Origin of the sequence: Rhizobium sp. ARZ01, assembly GCF_014851675.1 — a bacterium.
In the GTDB taxonomy this organism is placed as follows: domain Bacteria; phylum Pseudomonadota; class Alphaproteobacteria; order Rhizobiales; family Rhizobiaceae; genus Mycoplana.
In genome coordinates this window covers 100,052-123,314 of the sequence record NZ_JACVAE010000004.1, presented here as the reverse complement: position 1 = coordinate 123,314, position 23,263 = coordinate 100,052, and the positions used below count along the sequence as shown (strand labels likewise).

Sequence of the window (23,263 nt, the reverse complement as noted above, 5' to 3'; positions counted from 1 at the left end):
TGCCGGGTCATTTCCATGCCTGAGTTCGCGACCCTCGACCACGAAAACCTCAACAGCACCGTTTACGGTGCGCTCTGCGACGCGTTGATGCAAGGTCGGTTCCAGCCGGGCGACCGGCTTAAAATCCGCGATCTCGCCGAGCAGTTCGGAACAAGCGTCACCCCTATCCGCGACGCCATCCTGCGGCTTGCAAACGATGAAGCGATCATTTTCCGCTCGCCGCGCGATATCCGTATTCCGGCCATGAGCGAGAGCCGCTATTTTGAGATCCGCGCCATTCGGATCAAACTGGAGGGTCTCGCCGCCGAGACGGCTGCCCAGGTTGCGACCAGCGCGGATATCGAGATTCTGGAGCGTATTTTGCGGGAAAACGAGCAGGCGATCGAGGCTGGAGACCGCTTGAAAGGCACGGAACTGAACCAGGCTTTCCACTTCATGCTGCCGCAGATTGCCCGGCTTCCGGTGCTTAACGGCATCCTGCGACGGCTCTGGCTGCAGATGGGTCCGCTTATCTCGGACGCTTATATTCCTGGCGGGCGGGCAATGATCGATCACCACTATCCCGTAGTAGAAGCGCTCAAACGGCACGATTCCGCCGCCGCTTCGATGGCGATCGTCGATGACATCCTGCTTGGCGGCAAGCCGCTCCTCAACAGGATCGAACACGGCCTGGACCTGGAGAGGCGTAGCACCTAGCTCACCTTCGAATCTACGCTTGCATTTCACTCGCACCCAATTACGATGTATCAAGCATCAAAGGAGAACGGTCATATGACGGAAGAGTGCCCCTACATGTTGCTGACGGGAGCAAGCCGCGGCATCGGCCATGCGACGGTCAAGCTCTTCCAGTCGAAGGGCTGGCGTATTCTCACCGTCTCGCGCCAACCATTTTCCGAGGAATGCGCCTGGCCGTCAGCCCGCGAAAGTCATATACAGGCCGACCTTGCTGACCTGACGCAGATCGACCGCCTTGCCGCGACCGTGCGCGAGCGCCTGCCGAATGGGAAGCTGCATGCCCTCGTCAACAACGCCGGGATATCACCGAAGGGACCGGGCAGGAGCCGTCTCGGCGTTGCCGACTCGGATGCGGATGTGTGGACGCAGGTACTCAACGTCAATCTCGTCTCCACGGCGCTGATCGCTCGTGCACTCCTACCGGAACTGGAAGCGGCGAAAGGTTCGATCGTTAACGTGACTTCCATTGCCGGATCGCGCGTTCACCCGTTCGCGGGCGTGGCCTATGCAGCCTCCAAGGCGGCCCTTGCGGCGCTGACCCGGGAAATGGCGCATGAATTCGGCTGCCGGGGTATCCGGGCAAACGCCATCGCACCAGGTGAGATCGAAACGTCGATCCTGTCACCCGGAACAGACGCGCTCGTGGCGGCGGAAGTGCCGATGCGCAGGCTTGGCGAACCGCGCGAGGTCGCCGAGACCATCTATTTCCTTTGCACCGAGCAGTCATCCTACATCAACGGTGCCGAAATCCACATCAACGGAGGGCAGCACACTTGACAGTCCGCAAGTGCGGGAAAAAATCCCGTTGACCGGCAATAGGGAATGCATCATTCGGTCGGGCAAACGTTCAGGGGAAAGAACGAGACGACCGAAAAGGCTGCAATAGTCGCCTGTGCGGGAAAGCAAGGCGAGCATCGACAGTCTGCATGAGATCGCCAACAGAACCGGCGCAAGGTCGGTTCCTCACATACGCAGAAAAGGGGAATGCAATGAAAACAATCATGAAATCAGGCGTTTTGGCAGCAGCTGCCATCGTACTTTCCGCCGGCCTGGCCGCACCGGTCTTCGCGCGTGACCTGACTGTCGTCTCCTGGGGCGGCAACTATCAGGATGCGCAACGCAAGATCTATTTTGAGCCTTTCGCCGCAAAGACCAGCAAGCCAGTGCTCGACGAAGCATGGGACGGCGGCATCGGCGTGCTGCAGTCGAAGGTCAAGGCCGGAGCGCCAAACTGGGATGCCGTGCAGGTTGAAGCGGAGGAGCTGGCGCTCGGCTGCGCCGACGGCCTGTATGAAAAGATCGACTGGGACAAGATGGGTGGCAAGGACAAGTTCCTGCCGTCTGCAGTGAACGAGTGCGGCGTCGGCGCCATCGTCTGGTCGACGGCGATCGCCTATGACGGCGACAAGCTGAAGGAAGGCCCAGCCTCGTGGGCGGATTTCTGGAACGTCGAAAAGTTCCCCGGCAAGCGCTCGCTGCGCAAGGGACCGAAGTACACGCTCGAGTTCGCACTTCTGGCCGACGGCGTCTCCAAGGATGAGCTCTATGACGTGCTCGGAACCGAAGAGGGTGTTGAGCGCGCCTTCAAGAAGCTCGACGAGCTGAAGCCGAACATCGTCTGGTGGGAATCCGGTGCACAGCCGCTGCAGTTCCTCGCCTCCGGCGAAGTAGCCATGGCTTCCGCCTATAACGGCCGCATCACCGGCATCAACCGCTCGGAAGGCAAGAACTTCAAGGTCGTCTTCCCGGGCAGCATCTATGCTGTCGACAGCTGGGTCGTGCTGAAGGACGCTGAAAACAAGGATGCCGCACAGGACTTCATCGCCTTTGCGAGCCTGCCGGAGCATCAGTCGAAGCTGCCGGAATTCGTCGCCTACGGTCTGCCGAACAAGGAAGCCGCAGCGCTGGTCCCGGCCGACCTCGCCAAGGACCTGCCGACCGATCCGGCCAACATGACGGAATCGATCTCGCTCAACACGGACTTCTGGATCGACAACGCCGAAACGCTGACTCAGCGCTTCAACGCCTGGCTGGCCCAGTAAGAAATATCCGTAGGAAGGGCGTCGCGCGCCGGCGCCCTTCCTGTCTGGCTGGACGACTCACACCGGCTTAGCCGTGTGAGACATCCTTTGCCCCAAAAGCGATGGAGTCTTCCGTGGCCGAATTCATTCGATTTGACCGCATCACGAAATTCTACGGCTCGCTCTGCGTGGTCGAAAACCTCGATCTGAGCATTGGAAAAGGCGAGTTCGTCAGCCTGCTCGGTCCCTCCGGGTCTGGCAAGACAACCCTTTTGATGATGCTCGCCGGCTTCGAGCAGGCGACCTCAGGCGCTATCCTCCTGGACGGGACCGCGATCAACGACGTCCCGACCCACAAGCGGGATATGGGCGTTGTTTTCCAGAGCTATGCCCTGTTCCCGCATATGTCGGTCGGCGAAAACATCGCCTTTCCGCTGCAGATGCGCGGTATCGGCAAGGCGGAGATCGGCGAGCGCGTCACTCGGGCGTTGGACATGGTGCAGCTTTCGGCGCTCAGCGACCGCCGGCCGTCCCAGCTCTCAGGCGGTCAGCAGCAGCGCGTGGCGCTTGCCCGCGCGCTCGTCTTCGAACCGCGCGTCGTGCTGATGGACGAGCCGCTCGGCGCGCTCGACAAGCAACTGCGCGAACAGATGCAACTCGACATTCGCGATCTTCACCATCGACTCGGCCTGACGATCGTCTTCGTCACACACGACCAGTCGGAAGCGCTCACCATGTCGGACCGCGTTGCGGTCTTCAACAAGGGCAAGATCGAGCAGATCGGCACGCCGCGACAAGTCTATGACGAGCCGGCAACGCGCTTCGTCGCCGAGTTCATCGGTGAGACCAATCTCGTCGAGGGCGTGGTCGAGGCGGTCCAGGGGCAGGAAGCAACCGTGAAGCTGCCATCCGGGGCGCGTATCGTTTCCGCCGTTTCGGGCACCGTGACTTCGGGCCAGCCAGTCTACCTGTCCATCCGACCGGAGCGCGTTGATCTCAGCGAAACGCGCGGCGATGTGCGAAATTGCCTGGAAACGGAGGTCACCGATTCCGTCTATCAGGGCGACCATCTCCGGGTGCAGTTGCACAATGACGCTCATCCGCTGATCGCCAAGCTCGGCCGTCGCTCGCGGGAATTCTCGCCAGGTACCAAGGTCTATGCGGCCTTTTCGGCCAGTGACTGCCGAGTCATCGCGCCATGAAAGCACGGAAATCCCGGACCGGTCGGTCGCTTCTGCTTCTCGCACCGCTGCTGCTCTTTCTCATCGGCTTCTTCGTCTGGCCGCTGTTCACCATGATGTCGCAGGCGGTCTCCGATACAGCGGTTCTGCGCCTGTTGCCGCGCAGCGCCGAAGTGCTTCAGGATTGGGATCGCAAGTCACCGCCGACCATGCCCATGCAGACGGCGCTGATGGAGGATCTGAAGGCCGTCGATAACGACCAGGCGCTCGGCGACATGGTGCGCCGCCTCAACAGCGCCCGTTCCGGGTTCCGCACGCTGATGTCGAAGACGACGACCGCCCTTGAAGACACCGCGAACCCGCCCGCCGATCTCGTATCCATCGACAAGCGCTGGGAAAAGCCGGAGTTCTGGCTCGCGATCACCGATGCGCTCTCGCCACTGACCGACCGCAATTTGCTCGCCGCCGTCGACCTCGGGCGCAATGCTGCCGGCGACATCGAACAACTGCCGGCCGACCAGTCCGTTAACCGCGTCATCCTGGTGCGGACATTCTGGATCGCCGGGCTCGTCACCTTTGCCTGTGCCTGCATCGGTTTTCCCTATGCGATAATCGCCGCTTCGCTCTCCGGCTGGAAGCGCGACCTGATGCTTGGGGCCGTGTTGCTGCCGCTCTGGACCTCGCTTCTGGTGCGCACAGCGGCCTGGTTCATCCTGTTGCAGGAGAAGGGGCTGATCAACGACCTCCTGCAGTCGCTCGGACTGATCGATGGGCCGCTGGCGCTGATCTTCAACCGTACCGGCGTCATCATCGCCATGACCCACGTGCTGCTGCCCTTCATGGTGCTGCCGATCTATTCGGTGCTCATCACTATCCCGAAAAACCTGATGCCGGCTGCAGCCTCGCTTGGCGCACACCCATTGCGCGCCTTCTTGCGTGTGCTCCTGCCGCTAAGCCTGCGCGGCGTCGCCTCCGGCAGCCTGCTCGTCTTCATCTCGGCGATTGGTTACTACATCACTCCGGCGCTGATTGGCGGTCCCGGTGACCAGATGATCAGCTCGATCATCGCCTTCTACGCAACAGGTTCTGCGAACTGGGGCATGGCCGGGGCGCTCGGCATCGTGCTGCTCCTTGCGACCTTGCTGCTCTACAGTGTCTATGCGCGGCTTTCCGCCGAAGAGCCGGGGAGGCGCTAAGCGATGCCGATGAAACTCACGAAATTCACCTTCGCGTCGCTGACGATCCTGTTCCTCATCGCGCCGCTGATCGCCATCCTGCCGCTCGCGTTTACCTCGAGCGTCATCCTCACCTATCCGATCCCGTCCTATTCGCTTCGCTGGTTTACGGAACTGTTCACCGCTGATGCCTGGCGGCGTGCGATCATCAACAGCCTGATTATCGGGACGGGCACGACCCTGCTTGCGACAGTGCTCGGCACAGCCGCGTCGCTGGGCCTGCGCAACCGGGTGCTGTTCTTCCGCGGCTCGATGCGCACGCTTTTCCTCTTGCCGATGGTCGTTCCGGCCGTCGTGCTCGGAGTAGGCATGCAGGTGCTCTTGGCAGGATTCGGGCTGACCAACAGTTATGCCGGCGTCATCATCGCCCATACGGTCGTTGCCGTGCCCTTCGTCGTGGTCAGCGTCACCGGCGCGCTTGCCGGAATCGACGAACGGGTGGAGCTTGCGGCCCAGAGCCTTGGTGCTGCACCCACGACGGTCTTCCGGCGCGTTACGCTGCCACTCGCCATGCCGGGCGTGCTCTCAGGTGCCGTGCTCGCCTTCGCCACGTCGCTGGACGAGGTCGTTCTGACGCTTTTTGTCGCCGGCCCCAACCAGCGCACACTGGCCCGGCAAATGTTCTCCAGTATCCGTGAAAACATCAGCCCGGCCATTGCGGCAGCGGCATTCCTCTTCATCGCCGCGACAGTCCTTGTCGGGCTCGCCGTCGTGTTGTCCCGCTCCATGCTGGCGAAGCGAACATAGCGTACAGGTCTCCTTGTCGGCATCTCGCGGATAACGGGCATCCTTTGAACCATGAGGTCGGCGATCCACCGCCGGCCTCACATCACTGACATCAGCAATGAAACGTTTTGTCGAAGGCTCTGGTTCACGGAAGCAATGTCTGTGAGACCCGCAGCAATTAGTTGCTGGAAAGCCTCGAGATCCGCAATGAGGCAGCTGAGAACGCGCACGGACAAACGGCCACTCTCAAACCGGTTGACCTCGTCCCGAATGCTCAGCAATTTTTCCAGGGCGTTTTCGTGGTAGCTCCGCTGTTGAGACGTCAACAGCGCCATCTCTTCTATGTGCCTGATTTCTGGCTGCTTCGGTTCCGCTTCAAAAAGCTCCACCACCTCCTGCTGAATCCGCGCCGTCCCCAGAAGGAAGGCGCCTTCGCAGATAATTGCGGCCACGCGGGAGGCCGCCTCGACGAACGAAACCAGCCCCGTCCTGATCTCCTCCGAAAGAAGTCTATTCCGCTCCCCAAACTGATGCGCCATCCTCGCGCAGTTCGACGTCGGTTCAGCATCCGGGCGCCGGAAACAGCTGACGGAAAGCACGGTTGTGCGCGATGGAACATTCCTAATTTCAGCTGCGGAAGAAATGGGACAAGACCGTTAAATATTGCCTACTAAAGCGATGTTAGGTGCGGATCCAGCATGCGGCCGGTTTGGTCGGCCGCCACTTTGTATTGATATATTTGCTTTTGCTCAAAGACGAGTGCAACTGATTGTTGCATCCTGCCCCTTTCAGGGAGGAGCATTATGTCAAACCGCAGCCTGCTTCTTGACGCTCTCGAATTGATGACTGACCGCTGGAAGGGATACCGCGAGCGCGCGCGCATGCGTAGCGAACTCGCGCTGCTATTGCCGGCAGAAATAGATGCGCTCGCCGCAGATTGCGGACTGACGCCTGTGCAGTTCCTCGAAGTGATTAATCAAGTCCATCACGCTGCCGATGAACTAGGTTGCCTTTTGACAGCGCTCGGTATCGACGCTGAATCGCTTCGCAAAAGAGATTACAACGACATGAGACGCGTGTGTGTCGAATGCCAATGGAAGGCTGTCTGTCGACGAAGCATCAAAAAGGGAACGATCGCAATCGATCACGTCGCCTTTTGCAACAATTCTGACGTTCTGGCAGAAATTCAAGGTAACTCTGGAGCGGTTGCTACTTCGCACTAAGTCAGGGATTGCCACCTAAACTCGCCCCAACATTTGCGGAGTGTTGACCTGCGGGCAATGCTGCTCAGGCTAGACCATGCCTGTTCGAGAGAAAGCTGCTGGAGCGCGAGGTCGCCGTTTTTCAAGTGATCCGCTGCGCAAAATCACCGCTTCGCCAAATGCCAGAAATGGCACCGCGATGGTTGGCGCCGCAACCGCGCACCTTCGGTCTTAACTTCCACCAGCGGATCGTTTCAAATACGCAAACAACGAGACATCACGCCGCAGTCATGCCGGGATGTTGCGTACGCACAGCTGTCGATGTAGCAATCTCCAAAGCTGTTGAACGCAGTGATCAGCCGTGATCCCCGACCCAGCATCTCTTTGCGGCAAGTGGTCGGATCGGCGATGGCGACCAACGTGTTATGGAGCTTCTGCACGTCTTGAAATGGCGGCGATGCTGGCATGCAGGTGCGGCACTTCAATTTTGAAGGCCCGTGTTGTTATGCGTGTTTGGAAAGGAAGCGGAACTGATGGCGAAGGCCACCATGGTCGCCAAGCAACCACCAAAGCAGGCTCGGGCCGTGCAGACGCGCGATACGCTGCTTGAAGTCGCTGGCGTGCTGCTTGCCGAAGTGGGCATCGAACGGATCTCGACGAATCTGATCTGCCAACGTGCCAACGTTTCGCCACCGGCCCTCTATCGCTATTTCGAAGACAAATATGCGGTACTGGAAGCGCTCGGACTGAGGCTAATGGAGCGGCAGAATGCGGTTCTGATGGCCTGGATCGACCGATACCTGAGCAAGGGAGTTGAACTTGCAGCGGCGCATGTCGAGGAATTGCTTCGCGAAACAGCGGCGATCACAGATACAGAGCCGGGCGGGGTCTGGATCGAGCGTGCGCTGCATGCGGCCCCGAGGCTAGTCCATATACGCGTCCAATCGCATCGGTACGTGACCGATCTGCTCACAGACGCAAGTATGCCCCATTTGCCGCAACTGTCGCGCGACGCCTTGTGGAACCGGATCCGCATGGCGGTGGAATTCGGCTACGCGGTCGACGAGCTGTTGCACGAGGAGCACGGCATCTCAAAGGACGTCATTTTCGCGGAGGCGGCCAGGATTCTACGCTCGGCTTTGCTCTTCGAGAGTGATGGCACGCGCAATTGAGACGTAGCGTTCGGCCTCGACGGCCAACGCTGTGCTCCGATCTTTTTTCTGCTTTGCACCCCGTCGCATCGTTCGATCGCCCCTCAAACCACCCTCCGAACTATTCCGTCTGGCATTGACAACCGATAGCCATGGCTAATATGTAGTCATAGCTATTGTTTTTGCTTGGGAGGGGCGGAATGAGAGCACCGCGGTTACTGCGGCATCGATTCGCGAGGTCACGCCCAGAGCTGACCCGTGCCGATAGGCGGGAAAATCCAACATTCAGACCGATAGTGCGCGCGGCGAGCGCGCTGGTCGTGCTGTTGCTCGCCGGCTGCGAATCTGAATCAGCGCCGCAGCCTTTGACGCCTGAACAGAGTGCAGCACTGAAGCCCGCCGATGCAAGGCTGGCTGGACTGTACGATCAGGCCTGCAAGTCATGTCACACCGTCAAGGATACAGGTGCGCCGCTGACGGGCGACCGCACACTCTGGGAACCGAGGTGGCAGAAGGGGGAGACTGAATTGCTCAGAAGTATCGTGAGTGGATTCAATGGCATGCCGGCGGGAGGCCAATGTTTTGCCTGCTCGCCAAACGACTTTCAAGCGCTGATCCGCTTTATGGCTGGGAGGGAATGATGGCTGGAATTTCGAGGCGCGCAGCCCTGATCGGCGGTGGGATTCTTGGGGCGGGCGCGCTTGGTGCAGGCGGGCTGGCCGGGCGCCGGATGTGGCTTGACCGCGAACCGCTAGCGCCGGAAATGCAAAATGCGCAGGGCCACTTCGTGTGGAGTAACTGGGCGGGGACGGCGCACTCCTATCCCGTACAACGAGCTGCCCCCCAAAGTGAAGACGAGCTCGTACATATCCTCAAGACTGCACCGGGACCGATCCGGCCAGTCGGTTCTGGCCATTCCTTCACTGCACTTGTCCCGACTGAAGGCACGCTGCTGACGCTTGACGGCATGTCAGGCATTGTCTCCCATGACCCGGCGACCCATTGCGCGGTGGTGCGAGGCGGTACCCGGCTTGCCGACCTCGGCCCGGCGCTTGCCGCGATCGGGCAGGAAATGGTCAACCTGCCCGACATCAACAAGCAATCGATCGCCGGTGCAATTGCCACCGGCACGCATGGCACCGGGCGCGGCATCCAGGCGATGCATGGCTCGGTCATCAAGATTCGGTTGGCGACGCCAACGGGTGAGTTGCTCGACTGTGACGCAACGACCAACGCCGAGATCTTTAACGCCGCGCGCGTCGGGCTCGGCGCATTCGGAGTTGTCACCGAGGTGACGCTACAGAACCAGCCGATCAGCCGTGTGCTGAAGCGGGTTGAGGCGCGCTTGATCGAAGAGATGCTCGAGGACTGGCCAACGCTCAGGCAAAAGCACCGCAACGCGGAATTTTATGTGCTCCCTTTCACGGGGTACGCCGCCCTAATCACCCACGACGTCACTGATCTGCCCGTCAAGCCGCGAGGCCCGGATCGAGATGTTGAAACGCTGATGGCGCTTAAGCAGCTGCGCGACATATTCGAGTTCACACCCGCTCTCCGCCGCCGCATCGCCGAAGGAGAATTGTCGAAAATTGAGCCTGAGGAGGTGGTCGATGATGGCTGGAAACTGCTCTCAAACGAACGCCCGGTCAGATTCAAGGAAATCGAATACCACCTGCCGATCGACGCGCAAGTACCAGCGCTTCGTGAGGTACTGGCGGCAATAGAAACCCATCGGCCGGATGTTTTCTTTCCAATCGAGGTGCGCGTGATTGCGGCAGACGATGCATGGCTGTCACCCTTTCATGAGCGCGAGTGCGGATCGATCGCTGTCCATGCCTACTACAAGGAAGATCATGATTTCTTCTTCAGTATCGTCGAGCCGATCTTCCGCCGTCATGGAGGCCGTCCGCATTGGGGCAAGATGCACACGCTGAAGGCGCCGGATTTGGCGCAGCTTTACCCGCGCTGGAAAGAGGCGGGTGAAGTGAGGCAGACCATCGACCCGCAAGGTCGTCTGCTCAACGACTACTTGAAGGGAGTATTCCTTGATGGCTGATGAGAGACGAACACGACGCTGGACCCGCCGGGCGCTCATCATCGGCGGCGGGGCTGCAGTCGTCGGCGGCACAGCACTGCTCGCGGCACGCAAGGAAGATCGCGGCGGCACGCACGATCAATATTTCCTAGCACTTTCAAACGCGCTGAGGCAGGCCGGCATTGCTCGTCCGGTGCTGGTGATCGATGTGAACCGGTTGGATCACAACCTCGCGGCGACACGCCAAGCGCTTGCACCGAAGCGGCTGCCTTTGAGAGTCGTGGTGAAGTCACTCCCGGCGCAAGGGCTAATAGAGCATGTCGCCCGCGGCATGGCGACCAATCGCTTCATGGTTTTCAATGGTGCGATGCTTGCAACCATGGCCCAGCGTGCTGAGGCGGATCTGTTGCTCGGAAAACCGCTTCCAGCAGCTCAAGTCGCCGAGCTCCTGGACGCGCTCGGGCCCGCCGCTGCGGGACGCGTGCAATGGCTGGTCGACACCCCCGACCGGCTTCAAAAATATGCGGAGATCGCGCGCGGGAAGAGCATAAAGCTGCGGACGAACTTCGAGATCGATATCGGACTTCATCGGGGGGGCTTCCCGACGACAGAGGCGCTTGCCGCGGGATTGGACCTTGCGAAGCAAAGTCCCGAAATCGCTGTCACCGGCCTGATGGGCTACGATCCCCACGTGCCGAAGATGCTGGATCCCGACGCCGCTTATGATCAGGCGCAGGACAAATATCGCGCCGCAATTGGTGTGATGGGCGAAGTGCTTGGCATCGATCTCGCGACGCTGACGCTCAACGGCGCGGGCAGCCCGACCTATACGAGACACGCACAGAATACGGTGGCAAACGAGGTGTCGGTGGGGTCGGCCTTCGCCAAGCCGGCCGATTTTGATCTGCCGGAACTCGCACAGCACGTGCCGGCCGCGTTTATCGCGACGCCAGTGGTCAAGGCGCTGGACCGAATGCATCTGCCGGGCAACGAATGGCTGTCGGGCCCGCTCAATTTCATCGATCCGAACACGAAGCGCGCGTTCTTCATATACGGCGGCCACTGGCTGGCGACCCCGGAATCGCCGCCGGGCCTGGAGTTCAACAGCCTCTACGGCCGCTCAAGCAATCAGGAACTCCTCACCGGATCGGATCGAATTGCACTCAAGCCAGACGATTTTGTCTTCTTCCGCCCAAACCAGAGCGAAGCCGTGTTCCTGCAGTTCGGCGATATTGCCCTGTTCGACGGCACGAATATCACCGGCTATTGGCCGACCTTCCCGGTATCAGCCTGATCGGAGCCCGGGGCATTCATGCAATGATGGGTAGCAAATGCGCATGATGGATGAAAGTTCGCAGAACCGTGTTCTCCATGCATCCGCATTTGCGAGCTTTCACTGGTCAACATACTCACCTGGCGGAGCAGTCCATTGTCGAATTTGAATCTGGAATCCATGGAACGATTTCTATCCGGACAGCAAGCCGCGTTTGCCGCCGAACGCTACCCGACGCTTCAGGTTCGACGCGACCGGTTGGATCGCATCGCCAAACTGATCGAAAAGCACGGGCAAGCCTTCTGCGAGGCCATATCCCGGGATTTCGGCCAGAGGTCACCGCACGAGACCAGCCTGCTGGAACTGGCCCCCATCATGGCGGCGCTGCGGCACACTCGCTCCCATCTGCGCCGCTGGATGCGGCCCGAACGCCGCGGCAGTTCATTGGAATTCCTCCAGATGAAGAACCGCGTGGAGTATCAGCCGCTCGGCGTCGTCGGCATCCTGGTGCCGTGGAACTATCCCTTGATGCTGACATTCGGCCCTTTGATCGACGTGCTGGCCGCCGGCAACCGAGCCATGATCAAGCCCTCCGAACTTCTGCCGGAGACCGCGGACCTCCTTGAGCAAAGCATCGCTGAGTTCTTCAAGGCGGATGAAGTCGCCGTGGTCAACGGCGGTGTCGATGTGGCAGAAGCATTCTCATCTCTGCCTTTCGACCATCTCGTTTTCACCGGGTCGACGGCAGTTGGCAGGAAGGTCATGGCGGCGGCGGCGAGGAACCTGACACCTCTGACCCTCGAGCTTGGCGGCAAGTCGCCGGTCGTGTTCACGCCGGACTATCCGATCGAGACGGCCGCCCGCGATATTGCCTTTGGCAAGCTGATGAATGCCGGGCAGACCTGCATCGCGCCGGACTACGTCCTGGCTCCCCGCGACAGGCTGCGGGATATCGCGGAGGCCATTCTCTCGCAAGCAAAGTCGTTCTACCCGGTTGGGAGCGGCCAGGCGGACTATACGAGCCTCGTCGGAGCGCGAAATTTCACGCGGATGGTCGATGCTGTCGAGGAATGTCGCGTTTCCGGGTGCACAGTGCTCAGCCATGAAAGCGTCCTGGCAGGAAATGGTCATCGCGTAGCGCCGACGATTGTTCTTGATCCACCCGTCGGCTGCCTGCTCATGCAGGAAGAGATCTTCGGTCCCGTCCTGCCGCTTGTGCCGTACGACGACATCGATGCTGCAATAGCCTTCATCAACGAGCGTCCACGTCCGTTGGCCCTTTACATATTCTCGAAACAATCGTCGCTTACGCGCAAACTGCTGGCGCAGACCCATTCCGGCAATGTCACGATCAACGGCACCTTGCTTCACATAGCCCAGAACGACCTGCCGTTTGGCGGGATCGGCCCAAGCGGGATCGGGGCGTATCATGGCAAAGACGGATTCCGACGTTTCTCGCACGCCAGGGGCATTGCTGAAGTGCGCCTCTTTAACCCATCAAGGCTCGCCATGCCCCCTTACGGCAAGTTGGCCGCATGGCTTCAACGCTTCATGATGCGCAATTGATAAGTCCGGCAAAGGGTAGCCTGTGACCAGATAGTCTGGAGGTTTGGCGGAAGAGAATGGGAGTCGAACCCACCAAAGACCGTCTAACGGCCCCTCCCGGATTTGAAGTCCGGACGCCCCACCAGGGACGACTCTCTTCCACTGCTCGTTGTGTCAGCCTGCGTCAGATCGCCGAACAAGTCCAGCTTCTGGCGGTTTAGCCGGCGCCTGTCGCCGCGCCGAATGGTGACGCTGTTGCGATCGAAGAACTCGAGGATATGGATCGCCACCTTTCGCCCGCTGTTGACGTGGTCTCGGAAGCAAGCGGCAGTGAACCACCCGCTTTCGAGGTTGGCGTCCATCGCGACGAGGATGCCGACCATCTCCGCGATCGTCCCCCGCAGGAAGAACCGGTCCTGCGCCACCTCGTGCGCCCGGCCCATGCGGCTCGCCAACTTCAGAAGGTGACGGATATCGGCTTCCCGGTGGGCCAGCGCGCCGGCGATATCGCGGACGCGCAGCGGCCGAAATCGCGCCTCGCCGCTGATGAGCGGCGCCATTCGCTGCCAGAGCGCCTCGTCCGCATCGCTCATCGTCGCCTCGTGACCGCGAAGTCGCAACCAGGCGCCGTCGAGCGCGACCAGCCCTTCGGCGATCATGCGGTTTATCGCGGCGCGGAACGCTGAGGCGGGTAGCCGCGGCTGGAGCGATTGCCGCAAGCGCTCCAGCCCCAAGCCGGCAAGGTCGGGATGGTCGGCATGGAACAGCGCGAGCCGCTCCAGAAGCGCGGCGCGGAAGGACTGCCATTGGGGCGGCAGCATCAGGAGCGTCGATGCGCCATGCGGAAGCATGACGGCATCGAGATCCCGCGCGAAGGCGGCGACGTCTTCGGGCAGGGCGCGGTCGCGCAGGAAAGCCGGCGCGTCCAGGTGGTACGGCTCGATTGCCAGCAGCGCCTTTGCCGTAGCAACGGGGTCGGCGAGCGCGTGGGCGGCGAGCTGGGCCAAGCGTTGCTCACTTCGCCGTTTGCGTTGCGGGGCGCGAAGGTCGAGAAACCGCCCGCCGCCGATGGTGCGCCGGGCGGAGACATCGCGGATAACGTAGCGGTCGCCGGCGGCCGCAGCGATGGGGCGGTCCAGCACCAGCTGAACACGGTCTTCGGCGCCGGGCCGATCCTCGTCGCCCAACAATACAATCCGGGCGCCGACTTCGGTCGAAGCGTGGTGCAGGCGCGCCGGAAACCACTGGCCAAGCGGCTTTCGCTCCGATGCAAGCAGCCGCAGTGTCGCATCGATGCGGTCGGCCGGCGAATGGAGGCTGGAAGCGACTACCATGTCGCCGCGGCCGATCGCCTCTTTCGATACACCGTCGCCGGTAAGATTGAGGGCACAGCGATCGCCGGCCTGGCCGACTTCGCTTTCGCGGTTCTGGGCGTGCAGTGAACGGACGCGCGCCGCAGTGCCCGACGGGCTGACGATAAGCTGATCGCCGACCCTGACACTGCCCGACAGCGCCGAGCCGGTGACCACGGTGCCGATGCCCTGAATGGTGAAGGAGCGATCGACAGCGAGGCGGAAACGTCCGACGGCATGGCGATGCTCGAAGCCGCGCGCCGCTAGCGCGAGCGCTGCCTGCAATTGCGGCACGCCCGCGCCGGTAAGGGTCGAGACCGGCATGATGGGGATCGCGGCCAGCGTCGTGGCGCTGAGCTCGGCGCGGATGTCGGCTTCGACCTTGGCGATCCGCGCTGGCGACGCGAGATCGGTTTTGGTGATCACGGCCACGCCCTGAGACACGCCGAGAAGATCGATGATCGCCAGATGCTCGCGCGTCTGCGGCATCACGCCGTCGTCGGCCGCGACCACCAGCATGACGAAGTCGATGCTGGCCGCACCGGCCAGCATCGTGTGGATGAACTTCTCGTGTCCGGGAACGTCGACGAAGCCGAGGATGATATCCGGATTGTCTGGCAGCGGCAGATAGGCGAAGCCGAGATCGATCGAGATGCCGCGCGCTTTCTCCTCCTTGAGGCGATCGGTGTCGACCTGCGTCAGCGCCTTCACCAGAGAGGTCTTGCCGTGATCGATATGGCCTGCCGTTCCGACGATCATGGCGGATCGGCCCTTTCGGCCTCCGCCTCAGCGGTGCGCCGCTCATCATCGGTGAGCGCGTCACGCGCAGTTGCGATGAAAGGGGCGGCGAGCTTGCTCCCGCCCTTTCCCGCGCGCAGCAGCCAGACGTAAGCCGAGAGTGGATCGCGTTCGGCTCCGGTGCCGAGATGCAGGGCTGCGCCCAGCATGGCCTGGCCATCGGCATCGCCCCCCTCGGCGCCCTTCCGCCACCAGTGTACCGCCTCTTGTGGGTCGCGCGGAACGCCGAGCGCATTGTGGTGGATCATGCCGAGCCGGGTCATAGCTGCCGGCACACCGCCGTCGGCTGCCTTCATTGCCCAATGCCGCGCCTCGACCGGATCGGGGGGGATGGCTTCACCCTCCAGCAGCATCCAGCTCAGCATGTCCTGTGCCTGCCCGTCGCCCTGCTCCGCGGCAAGCCGGTAGAGACGTGCGGCTTCAGCATGGTCCGGTTCACCCCCCTGGCCGTTGAAAAGAAGCGAGGCGAGGTTGCGCTGGCCGGACGGATCGCCGGCCCCGGCCGACAGTGCAAGCCAACGCCGGGCGAGTTCCGCGTCGCGCTCAACTCCGAGCCCGCCGGCAAAGCAGGCGCCGATATTGTTCTGCGCCCGCGGGTGCCCCTCGCGCGCGAGCGGCTCCCAGATGGAAAGAGCGGTCGCGTAGTCGCCGGCCTTGGCGGCGTCGAGAGCACGCTGCAGCGCGTCGGCGACCGTGTCCGTCTTCGGCTTGCGGGTGAAGAGATCAGCGATCCGCATCATCGGCAGGCCTGCCCATTTCCGCGGAAAGGCTGGAGAGATTGGCGATGAATCGCTCCTCGTCCTCCAGACAGCGCAGATCGAGGATGAGCGCACCGCGCTCGACCCGGCCAATCACCGGCATCGGGAGCCGTCGCAGCGCGGCCGCCAGGCTTGCTAGCGCCGAGCCGCTGCCATCCTTCGGCGCAATCGTCAGACCCGCGCTGGCGATGGTCGAAAGCGGCAGCGCGCCCGAACCGATCTGGCTTTGGCAGTGGACAGCGCCGACGTCGAAATCCGGCCCCAGCATCGGCCTGATCGCAGCACTTAGCCTTTCGGCCAGCGCTCTTATCTCGTCCGTTTTTCGCGACAGGAAGCGCATCGTCGGCAGGCGCTCGGCAAGCCGCTCCGGGTCGCGGTAGAGCTTCAGCGTCGCCTCGAGGGCGGCAAGCCTGATCTTGTCCACCCGTAGTGCCCGCTTCATCGGGTTCTTGTTGATCCGAGCGAGCAGGTCGCGGCGCCCGACGATAAAGCCCCCCTGCGGTCCACCCAGCAGTTTGTCGCCGGAAAAAGTGACGATGTCGGCGCCCTCGGCCACCGCCTCGCGCACAGTCGGCTCATGCGACAGCCCGAAGGCGGTCAGATCCGTCAGCGTGCCGGACCCGAGGTCGTTGACGAGCGGGACGCCTTTTTCCTTCGCAATCACTGCCAGTTCCGCCGCGTCGACCTCGCGGGTAAAGCCTTCGATCCGGTAATTGGAGGTATGGACCTTCAGCACCAACCCGGTTTGGTCGTTGATTGCGTCGGCATAGTCGCGTGGGTGGGTGCGGTTGGTGGTTCCGACCTCGACCAGCCGGGCGCCGGCGCGGGTCATGATGTCGGGCATGCGAAAGGCCCCGCCGATCTCGATCAACTCGCCGCGCGAGACGATCGCGTCCTTGCCAAGGGCGAGGCTGTTCAGCACAAGGAGAACGGCGGCGGCATTGTTGTTGACGATGGTCGCGTCTTCGGCACCGGTCAACTCACAGACGAGGTCGCGCAGATGAACGTCGCGCTCGCCGCGCTTGCCTGTCGCAAGGTCAAATTCCAACGCCACCGCTTCGCGCATGACTATTGAAGCGGCTTCGATCGCCGCTTCCGCCAGCGCCGCCCGCCCGAGATTGGTGTGAAGCACCGTGCCGGTGAGATTGAAAAGAGGGGAGAGGGTGGAGCGCGCGGCCGTTTCGAGCAGAGCCACCGCCCGCTCGGCCACTGCATTTGCTGATAAGGGCGGCGCTCCAGCCTTCACCGCCTCCCGCAGCGTCGCAAGAGCTTGACGCGCCGCATCGATCATGGCGGCGCGGCCGAACCGCGCCATCGGCTCGCAAGCCTGCGCCGACTGCAGCACCAGGTCGACGGAGGGAAGTCGGCGCAGTGCCGCCTGGATGTCGCCACGCTCGGTGTTTCTCTGCTCCATGGCAGTTCTCACAATCCGGCAAGAAGCGGTGAAAAACCGCCGCGGTGATAAGGCTGCGCGCGCATCAGAAGGTCGATGCCGAGGCTGCCGACGTCGTCGGCGATGGGCTCGGCACCGCTAGATTTCTGCTGATAGATGATCTTCGTCCAGCTTTGGCATTCGTCGCAGGTCTCCGCCTTGACCACGCCGTCTCCGCCCTCGACCTCCTTGTAGCCGATGCCCTTGGTAGAGCCGCAGCAGGTGCATTTGATGCGCACATAATGCCACATCGAATTACACAGCGAACAGGCGCAGAACCGTGCACCGGGCCAGCCGACAACCATGGAGGCGGAAGGCAGACTTCCGCAGATGGGGCACAGGCCGTCGGCAACCGGCCGCGCAGTCTTCGGATCCAGCACCGACGCCAGATGGGAAAAGTGAAGCTGGAGCCCGGCCCAGACATAGATGTGCTCCGCGATCGCATCCGGGGGCAGCGCGCCGGTGAAGATCGCGTCGACCATCGCGAGACGCTCCGGCCGGCCCGCATTGGCCGTTTTCGCGAGCGCCGTCGCTGCATCCTGCGGCATTTCGATCTGCGCGACCTCGGCGAAAAGCCGGTCGAAGATGCGTTCGAGACCACCGTCGCTCGCCGCCTTGTGACGGTCGATGAGAGGCATGCCGAATTCGCGAGCGCGGTTTATCGCGTCCGGATCGGGCGCTTGGGCCGGGGGCAACTCCAACTCGACAAGGCCTTGCGCATCGGTCAGCGCCGCAACGAAGACGAGAAAGGACTTGAGAGGGCTTAATTCGGCAAGTTGGCGCAGTCGTGCCGCACGACCGGTAAAAAGCGTGGAAGGTTCAGGCAATCGCACGAAGGGCGGGGAGGAAACGTCACCAATCACCGTCGGGTCGGGCGTCAGCTCTGTCTTGCCTGTCATATCACTCCCTCACGAACCCGACGGGCCACGTGGAATTGCATCGACATTCTGTATCATGCCCGGAAATTTGCCCTCCGGGAAGAGCCGGTGGTTTCCCACCGGCGTCATTCAGCGGGTGTCGATCCCGTCGGCTTGTGCTTCTGCCGCGAAACCAATTCGCGCAGCCATTTTCGATGATGGCGCCAGGCCCAGCCGCCGGTAACGGTGCCGCGCGTCATGGCGCTGATCGTGCCGCGCACCCAGATGGCGGCGTAGACGTGCACGATCCAGACGCAGATCGCGATAACGGCGGCAATCGAATGGATCAACAACGCCCAGCGTTGCTGCTCGATGGTGGTGTAGACGCCAAAATACTGTTGCCAGATGATCATTCCCGACGCGATCAGCACGATGATCAGGAGCGACATCGACCAGAAGACGACCTTCTGGCCGGCATTATATTTGCCAACCTCCGGCAGCTTCTCCTCGTGGCCAGCAAGGACGTCATTGGCTTGCGCCAGCCACTGGCTATCGACGCGCTGCCACAGGTTGGCGCTCCAGAAGCGCAGGAACAGTCCGAGGAAGCTGAAGAAGAGGACGACGCCGATCCAGGGATGGATGGTACGGGCCCATTGCCCGCCGCCGAACAGGCCGGAGAGGAAAAACAGCGCAGGATGGAACATCGCCATGCCGGAGAGGGCCAAAAGCACCAGGCTGGTGGCGGTGATCCAGTGATTGACGCGCGCTCCGCCCGAATAGCGGTGCACCTTTACCGGCCGGCCGGGTTCGATGCTGTCGCCGCGCTCGACGTCGTATTCCTCTTTGCTCATGAGCGTCCATCTCCCGTGAGCCGTTCGGCCTGCTCCTCGTCATTCTCGGTCACGACGTTCGGACCGCGGAACAGGTAGTGCAGCAGGCCGGCTGCGGCGACAAAGCCCATAGCCGCCATGCCCGCGTATTTCGTAGCACCTTTCCAGACTTCGACCACCCGGCTGATATGCGGATCCCTGGGCAGGCCGGCATAGATTTCCGGTTTGTCGGCGTGGTGCAGCACATACATGACATGCGTGCCGCCGACGCCCGGCGGATCGTAGAGGCCGGCGTTGGCAAAGCCGCGCGACTTCAGGTCCTCGATGCGTCCCTCGGCCCACTGCTTCATTTCGTCCTTCGTGCCATAGACGATGGCTTGCGTCGGACAGGCCTTGGCGCAGGCCGGCCCCTGGCCGACGGCGATGCGGTCGGAACAGAGCGTGCACTTGTAGGCGGTGTGGGTGACCTCGGAGATGCGCGGGATGTTGAACGGGCAGCCCTTGACGCAATAGCCGCAGCCGATGCAGTTCTCGTGGACGAAGTCGACGATGCCGTTGGAGTATTGCACGATGGCGCCCGGGGCGGGGCAGGCCTTGAGGCAGCCCGGGTCCTCGCAGTGCATGCAGCCGTCCTTGCGGATCAGCCATTCGAGATTGCCGGTTTCCGGGTTGTCCCATTCGGTGAACCGCATCAGCGTGAAGGTGTCCGGCGTCAGGTCGAGCGGGTTGTCATAGACGCCGACATTGATGCCGACCTCCTCATGCGTGTCGTTCCATTCGGCGCAGGCCGCCTGGCACGCCTTGCAGCCGATGCATTTCGTGACGTCGATCAGCTTGGCGACTTCGGTCTGGCGTTGGGCGGGCGGCGTCACCGTCGATGCCGACCGCCGCATCAGGTCCTTCTCGCCGAAGCGCGGTTGCTGCGGCGCGGTGTCGGGGTTGGGAACGGGTGCAAACATCACTTTCCCTCCTTACGCCACCGGCGCCGTGCTGCGCTCGATGTTGACGAGGAACGCCTTGAACTCCGGTGTCTCGATGTTGGCGTCGCCAACGACCGGGGTGAGCGAATTCGGCCCAAACCCCTTTCGGGCTGCACCCGTGAAGCCCCAATGCAAGGGTATGCCGACCACATGGATCGTCTTGCCGTCGCAGATGAGCGGCTTGATGCGCTTGGTCACCACCGCCTTCGCCCTGACTTCGCCGCGCTTCGACCAGACGCGCACCCAGTCGCCCTTGGCGATGCCCTTTTCGCCTGCCAGTTCCTCCGAGATTTCCACGAAGAACTCCGGCTGCAGCACCGCATTCACGGTGACGTGCTTGGTCCAGTAGTGGAAATGCTCGGTCAGGCGATACGAGGTCGCGGCATAGGGGAACTCCTCCGATGCCGTCTCGGCGAACTGCTTGAAGTCGTCGTCGAAGACGCGGGCCACCGGATTGCCGCGAACGTTCGGCGCGATCACGTTGGCGACCGGCGATTCGAACGGCTCGTAGTGCGCCGGGAACGGCCCGTCGCGCATCATCCCGCGCGAGAACAGGCGCGAGACGCCTTCCGCGTTCATGATAAACGGTCCGACCTCGCCCGGCTTGGCGGTCGGTGCGATGTCGGGAACGTCGTAGCCGCTCCATTTCTCGCCATTCCACTCGATGAGTTTGCGGCTTGGATCCCAGGCCTTGCCGTTGAGATCGGCCGAGGCACGGTTGTAGAGGATGCGGCGGTTGACCGGCCAGGCCCAAGCCCAGTTCTGATAGATGCCAGCCTCGTCCGGGTCGTGGTTGTCGCGGCGGGCCATGTTGTTGCCGGCTTCCGTGAAGCAGCCGGCATAGATCCAGCAGCCGCTGGCCGTCGAGCCGTCGTCGCGCAGCACCGCAAAGCCCGGCACCTGCTTGCCGGCCTCCAGCACGACCTTGGTCGGGTCGGTCGGATCCATCAGCGTCGTCAGCGCCCGGCCGTTCAGTTCTTTGGCCAGTTCGTCGGCGCGCGGCTCGCCCTCATCCTCATATTCCCATTGGAGATTGAGGATCGCATCGGGAAAGGCGCCGCCCTCCTTGCGATAAAGGTCCCTGAGCCTGATGTAGAGCTGCCCCATGATCCAGTTGTCGGTCTTCGCCTCGCCCGGAGGCGTCGCCCCCGGCCAGTGCCATTGCAGCCAGCGGCCGGAATTGGTGAGCGAGCCCTCGTCCTCGGCAAAGCAGGTGGACGGAAGCTGGAACACCTCGGTCTGGATCGAGGTAGTGTCGACGTCGTTGTAGGCGCCGTGGTTCTCCCAAAAGCGCGAGGTCTCCGTTTCCAGCGGATCCATCGTCACAAGGAACTTCAGCTTCGACAGGGCATCCGTCATCTTCTGGCGGTTCGGCGCCGCCAACAGCGGATTGAACCCCTGGCAGACATAGCCGTTGACCTTGCCCGCGTTCATCATGTCGAAGATGCGCAGCATGTCGTAGTTCGGCACGTCGAGCTTGGGCAGCCAGTCATAGGCGAAGCTGTTTTCCGGCGTCGCCGCCGGCCCCCACATCGCCTTCTGGAAGCTAACGAAGAATTTTTTGTAGTTCTGCCAGTAGCTTGTCTGGTTCGGTCGAAGCGGTTTGTAGGCCCGCGTCGACATGTAGGTCTCGAGGTCGACCTCCTTTTCGGTCGGGATGTTCATGTAGCCCGGCAACAGGTTCGACATCAGCCCGACGTCGGTCAGACCCTGGATGTTGGAGTGGCCGCGCAAGGCGTTCATGCCGCCGCCGCGCACGCCGATATTGCCGAGGATCAATTGCAGCATCGCCATGCAGCGGATGTTCTGCGACCCCTTCGAATGCTGCGTCCAGCCGAGCGCATACATCGACGTCATCGTCTTGGTCGGTGACGAGCACTCCGAGATCATCTCGGCCACCTTCAGGAATTTCTCCTTCGGCGTGCCGCAGATGCGCTCGACCATTTCCGGGGTGAAGACGGAAACATGCTTCTTCAAAAGGTTCCAGACGCAACGCGGATGCTGCAGCGTGTCGTCTACCGTCGCAAAGCCGTCTTCGCCGATGACATAGTCCCAGCTCGAGCGGTCGTAGTCGCGTCGCGCCTCGTCATAGCCGGTGAACAAGCCGTCCTTGTAGTCGAACCCGTCCTTGACGATGTAGCTCGCATTGGTGAACGCCTTGACGTACTCCCACTGCACCTTGTCGTTATCGATGCAGTACTTGATCACGCCAAGCAGGAAGGCGATGTCCGAACCTTGCCGGATCGGGGCGTAGAAATCGGCGACCGAGGCTGTGCGGGTAAAGCGCGGATCGACTACGATCAGCCGCGCGCCACGATTGGCCTTGGCCTCCGTCACCCATTTGAAACCGCAAGGATGGGCTTCCGCCGCATTGCCGCCCATGACGACGACAAGATCGGTGTTCTTGATGTCGGTCCAGGAGTTGGTCATTGCTCCGCGGCCAAATGTTGGGGCGAGACTCGCCACCGTCGGGCCGTGTCAGACGCGTGCCTGGTTATCGAATGCAACTATCCCTGTGCTGCGCACCACCTTGTAGGTGAGAAATGCCGTTTCGTTGGTGGTGGCGGAAGCTGCCAGAAAACCGGTGGAGGTCCAGCGGTTCACCGTGACGCCGGCGTCGTTCTTCGCGATGAAATTCGCGTCGCGATCGTCCTTCAGGTGCCGGGCGATCCGGTCGAGCGCGTCTTCCCAGGAGATCTGCTCGAATTTGTCGGAGCCGGGCTTGCGCACCATCGGGTATTGGAGCCGGGTCTGCGCCTTGACGAAGTCCTTGAGCGCCGCGCCCTTGGGGCAGAGCGTGCCGCGGTTGGTCGGATGATCCGTGTCGCCTTCGATATGGATGAGTTCGGCTTTCTCGCCCTTCTTCACGTCACCCTTGGAATAGAGGATGACGCCACAGGCGACCGAGCAATAGGGACAGGTGTTTCGGGTTTCGGTCGTGTTGGTCAGCTTGAAGGGACGGATCGCTGCGGCATAGGCGCTTTCCACTGCGCCAAAGCCGAATGAACCCATCGCCGTCGCGGCTGCTGTCGCCCCGACCCCGCCGAGAAACTGCCGGCGAGAGAGTTCCACGTTCATTGCATGACACCTCCGCTGATGCTGCCGCGAGCGGCATTTAGGCAAGTCCAGGCAATCACATAACTCGGTACGTA

17 protein-coding genes, 1 tRNA gene and 2 pseudogenes are annotated in these 23,263 nt (G+C 62.0%); 11 read left to right on the top strand and 9 right to left on the bottom strand.

The window, feature by feature from the left end; translation table 11 throughout:
* The first annotated feature begins 15 nt into the window (after window positions 1-15).
* The 6 genes and pseudogenes from IB238_RS20825 (at window position 16) to IB238_RS20800 (ending at window position 5,919) form a co-directional block, all read left to right on the top strand.
* A complete protein-coding gene (locus tag IB238_RS20825) occupies window positions 16-696 on the top strand; it encodes a GntR family transcriptional regulator (protein WP_192251615.1) in 681 nt (226 codons plus the stop codon).
* 75 nt (window positions 697-771) lie between these two features.
* Window positions 772-1,512, top strand: a complete 741-nt coding sequence (locus IB238_RS20820; RefSeq protein ID WP_192251612.1) for an SDR family oxidoreductase — start codon at window positions 772-774, stop codon at window positions 1,510-1,512.
* Window positions 1,513-1,799: 287 nt separating this feature from the next.
* A pseudogene (locus IB238_RS20815) lies at window positions 1,800-2,777 on the top strand (ABC transporter substrate-binding protein); the annotation flags it as partial.
* 113 nt (window positions 2,778-2,890) lie between these two features.
* The gene (locus IB238_RS20810) at window positions 2,891-3,958 is read left to right on the top strand and encodes an ABC transporter ATP-binding protein (RefSeq protein ID WP_192251606.1); all 1,068 of its coding nucleotides are present in this window, start codon (window positions 2,891-2,893) and stop codon (window positions 3,956-3,958) included.
* The gene (locus tag IB238_RS20805) at window positions 3,955-5,133 is read left to right on the top strand and encodes an ABC transporter permease (protein ID WP_192251604.1); all 1,179 of its coding nucleotides are present in this window, start codon (window positions 3,955-3,957) and stop codon (window positions 5,131-5,133) included. The genes IB238_RS20810 and IB238_RS20805 overlap by 4 nt, the downstream gene beginning before the upstream one ends.
* A 3-nt stretch (window positions 5,134-5,136) precedes the next feature.
* Window positions 5,137-5,919: an ABC transporter permease gene (locus IB238_RS20800; protein WP_192251601.1), complete on the top strand. Its 783-nt coding sequence runs from the start codon at window positions 5,137-5,139 to the stop codon at window positions 5,917-5,919.
* Between the two features lie 77 nt (window positions 5,920-5,996).
* Here IB238_RS20800 and IB238_RS20795 read toward each other — a convergent pair whose 3' ends face one another.
* Window positions 5,997-6,437, bottom strand: a complete 441-nt coding sequence (locus IB238_RS20795; RefSeq protein WP_192251599.1) for a hypothetical protein — start codon at window positions 6,435-6,437, stop codon at window positions 5,997-5,999.
* Window positions 6,438-6,701: 264 nt separating this feature from the next.
* Between IB238_RS20795 and IB238_RS20790 the strand changes: the two genes are divergently transcribed.
* The 5 genes from IB238_RS20790 to IB238_RS20765 all read left to right on the top strand — a co-directional run bounded on the left by IB238_RS20790 (window position 6,702) and on the right by IB238_RS20765 (window position 13,125).
* Window positions 6,702-7,121 (top strand): DUF6455 family protein, encoded by a 420-nt coding sequence (locus IB238_RS20790; RefSeq protein WP_192251598.1) that lies wholly within the window; start codon window positions 6,702-6,704, stop codon window positions 7,119-7,121.
* A 512-nt stretch (window positions 7,122-7,633) separates the two neighbouring features.
* The gene (locus IB238_RS20785; protein ID WP_192251596.1) at window positions 7,634-8,272 is read left to right on the top strand and encodes a TetR/AcrR family transcriptional regulator; all 639 of its coding nucleotides are present in this window, start codon (window positions 7,634-7,636) and stop codon (window positions 8,270-8,272) included.
* A 556-nt stretch (window positions 8,273-8,828) separates the two neighbouring features.
* Complete coding sequence (locus tag IB238_RS20775) at window positions 8,829-10,307, top strand: D-arabinono-1,4-lactone oxidase (RefSeq protein ID WP_348648276.1); 1,479 nt, start codon at window positions 8,829-8,831, stop codon at window positions 10,305-10,307.
* Window positions 10,300-11,580 carry an alanine racemase gene (locus IB238_RS20770; RefSeq protein WP_192251589.1) on the top strand — a complete coding sequence of 427 codons (1,281 nt, stop codon included), beginning with the start codon at window positions 10,300-10,302 and terminating at the stop codon, window positions 11,578-11,580. Before IB238_RS20775 ends, IB238_RS20770 begins: the two co-directional genes overlap by 8 nt.
* 159 nt (window positions 11,581-11,739) lie before the next feature.
* The gene (locus tag IB238_RS20765) at window positions 11,740-13,125 is read left to right on the top strand and encodes a coniferyl aldehyde dehydrogenase (protein WP_192251587.1); all 1,386 of its coding nucleotides are present in this window, start codon (window positions 11,740-11,742) and stop codon (window positions 13,123-13,125) included.
* Between the two features lie 44 nt (window positions 13,126-13,169).
* Here IB238_RS20765 and IB238_RS20760 read toward each other — a convergent pair.
* The 8 genes and pseudogenes from IB238_RS20760 to fdnG all read right to left on the bottom strand — a co-directional run bounded on the left by IB238_RS20760 (window position 13,170) and on the right by fdnG (window position 23,189).
* A tRNA-Sec gene (locus IB238_RS20760) sits at window positions 13,170-13,265 on the bottom strand.
* 114 nt (window positions 13,266-13,379) lie between these two features.
* Window positions 13,380-15,215 (bottom strand): annotated as a pseudogene (gene selB, locus IB238_RS20755) (selenocysteine-specific translation elongation factor); the annotation flags it as partial.
* Complete coding sequence (locus tag IB238_RS20750; protein WP_192252436.1) at window positions 15,212-15,991, bottom strand: tetratricopeptide repeat protein; 780 nt, start codon at window positions 15,989-15,991, stop codon at window positions 15,212-15,214. The gene IB238_RS20750 and the pseudogene selB, both read right to left, overlap by 4 nt.
* Window positions 15,978-17,426 carry an L-seryl-tRNA(Sec) selenium transferase gene (selA, locus tag IB238_RS20745; RefSeq protein WP_192251585.1) on the bottom strand — a complete coding sequence of 483 codons (1,449 nt, stop codon included), beginning with the start codon at window positions 17,424-17,426 and terminating at the stop codon, window positions 15,978-15,980. Before selA ends, IB238_RS20750 begins: the two co-directional genes overlap by 14 nt.
* 8 nt (window positions 17,427-17,434) lie before the next feature.
* Window positions 17,435-18,343: a formate dehydrogenase accessory protein FdhE gene (fdhE, locus tag IB238_RS20740; RefSeq protein ID WP_192251583.1), complete on the bottom strand. Its 909-nt coding sequence runs from the start codon at window positions 18,341-18,343 to the stop codon at window positions 17,435-17,437.
* A 104-nt stretch (window positions 18,344-18,447) separates the two neighbouring features.
* Window positions 18,448-19,152, bottom strand: a complete 705-nt coding sequence (locus IB238_RS20735; protein WP_192251582.1) for a formate dehydrogenase subunit gamma — start codon at window positions 19,150-19,152, stop codon at window positions 18,448-18,450.
* Window positions 19,149-20,090, bottom strand: coding sequence for a formate dehydrogenase subunit beta (gene fdxH / locus IB238_RS20730; RefSeq protein WP_192251580.1), 942 nt, complete (start codon window positions 20,088-20,090; stop codon window positions 19,149-19,151). The genes IB238_RS20735 and fdxH overlap by 4 nt, the downstream gene beginning before the upstream one ends.
* A gap of 12 nt (window positions 20,091-20,102) precedes the next feature.
* Entirely contained in the window at window positions 20,103-23,189 is a 3,087-nt protein-coding gene (fdnG, locus tag IB238_RS20725; RefSeq protein ID WP_192251578.1) for a formate dehydrogenase-N subunit alpha, read from the bottom strand.
* Between the last annotated feature and the right edge of the window lie 74 nt (window positions 23,190-23,263).

Bases quoted from the DNA above. Each gene is read 5' to 3' on its own strand.
- IB238_RS20825 (WP_192251615.1), top strand. From the start codon at position 16: ATGCCTGAGTTCGCGACCCTCGACCACGAAAACCTCAACAGCACCGTT.
- IB238_RS20820 (WP_192251612.1), top strand. From the start codon at position 772: ATGACGGAAGAGTGCCCCTACATGTTGCTGACGGGAGCAAGCCGCGGC.
- IB238_RS20805 (WP_192251604.1), top strand. From the start codon at position 3,955: ATGAAAGCACGGAAATCCCGGACCGGTCGGTCGCTTCTGCTTCTCGCA.
- IB238_RS20800 (WP_192251601.1), top strand. From the start codon at position 5,137: ATGCCGATGAAACTCACGAAATTCACCTTCGCGTCGCTGACGATCCTG.
- IB238_RS20795 (WP_192251599.1), bottom strand. From the start codon at position 6,437: ATGGCGCATCAGTTTGGGGAGCGGAATAGACTTCTTTCGGAGGAGATC.
- IB238_RS20790 (WP_192251598.1), top strand. From the start codon at position 6,702: ATGTCAAACCGCAGCCTGCTTCTTGACGCTCTCGAATTGATGACTGAC.
- IB238_RS20785 (WP_192251596.1), top strand. From the start codon at position 7,634: ATGGCGAAGGCCACCATGGTCGCCAAGCAACCACCAAAGCAGGCTCGG.
- IB238_RS20775 (WP_348648276.1), top strand. From the start codon at position 8,829: ATGTTTTGCCTGCTCGCCAAACGACTTTCAAGCGCTGATCCGCTTTAT.
- IB238_RS20770 (WP_192251589.1), top strand. From the start codon at position 10,300: ATGGCTGATGAGAGACGAACACGACGCTGGACCCGCCGGGCGCTCATC.
- IB238_RS20765 (WP_192251587.1), top strand. From the start codon at position 11,740: ATGGAACGATTTCTATCCGGACAGCAAGCCGCGTTTGCCGCCGAACGC.
- IB238_RS20750 (WP_192252436.1), bottom strand. From the start codon at position 15,991: ATGCGGATCGCTGATCTCTTCACCCGCAAGCCGAAGACGGACACGGTC.
- selA (WP_192251585.1), bottom strand. From the start codon at position 17,426: ATGGAGCAGAGAAACACCGAGCGTGGCGACATCCAGGCGGCACTGCGC.
- fdhE (WP_192251583.1), bottom strand. From the start codon at position 18,343: ATGACAGGCAAGACAGAGCTGACGCCCGACCCGACGGTGATTGGTGAC.
- IB238_RS20735 (WP_192251582.1), bottom strand. From the start codon at position 19,152: ATGAGCAAAGAGGAATACGACGTCGAGCGCGGCGACAGCATCGAACCC.
- fdxH (WP_192251580.1), bottom strand. From the start codon at position 20,090: ATGTTTGCACCCGTTCCCAACCCCGACACCGCGCCGCAGCAACCGCGC.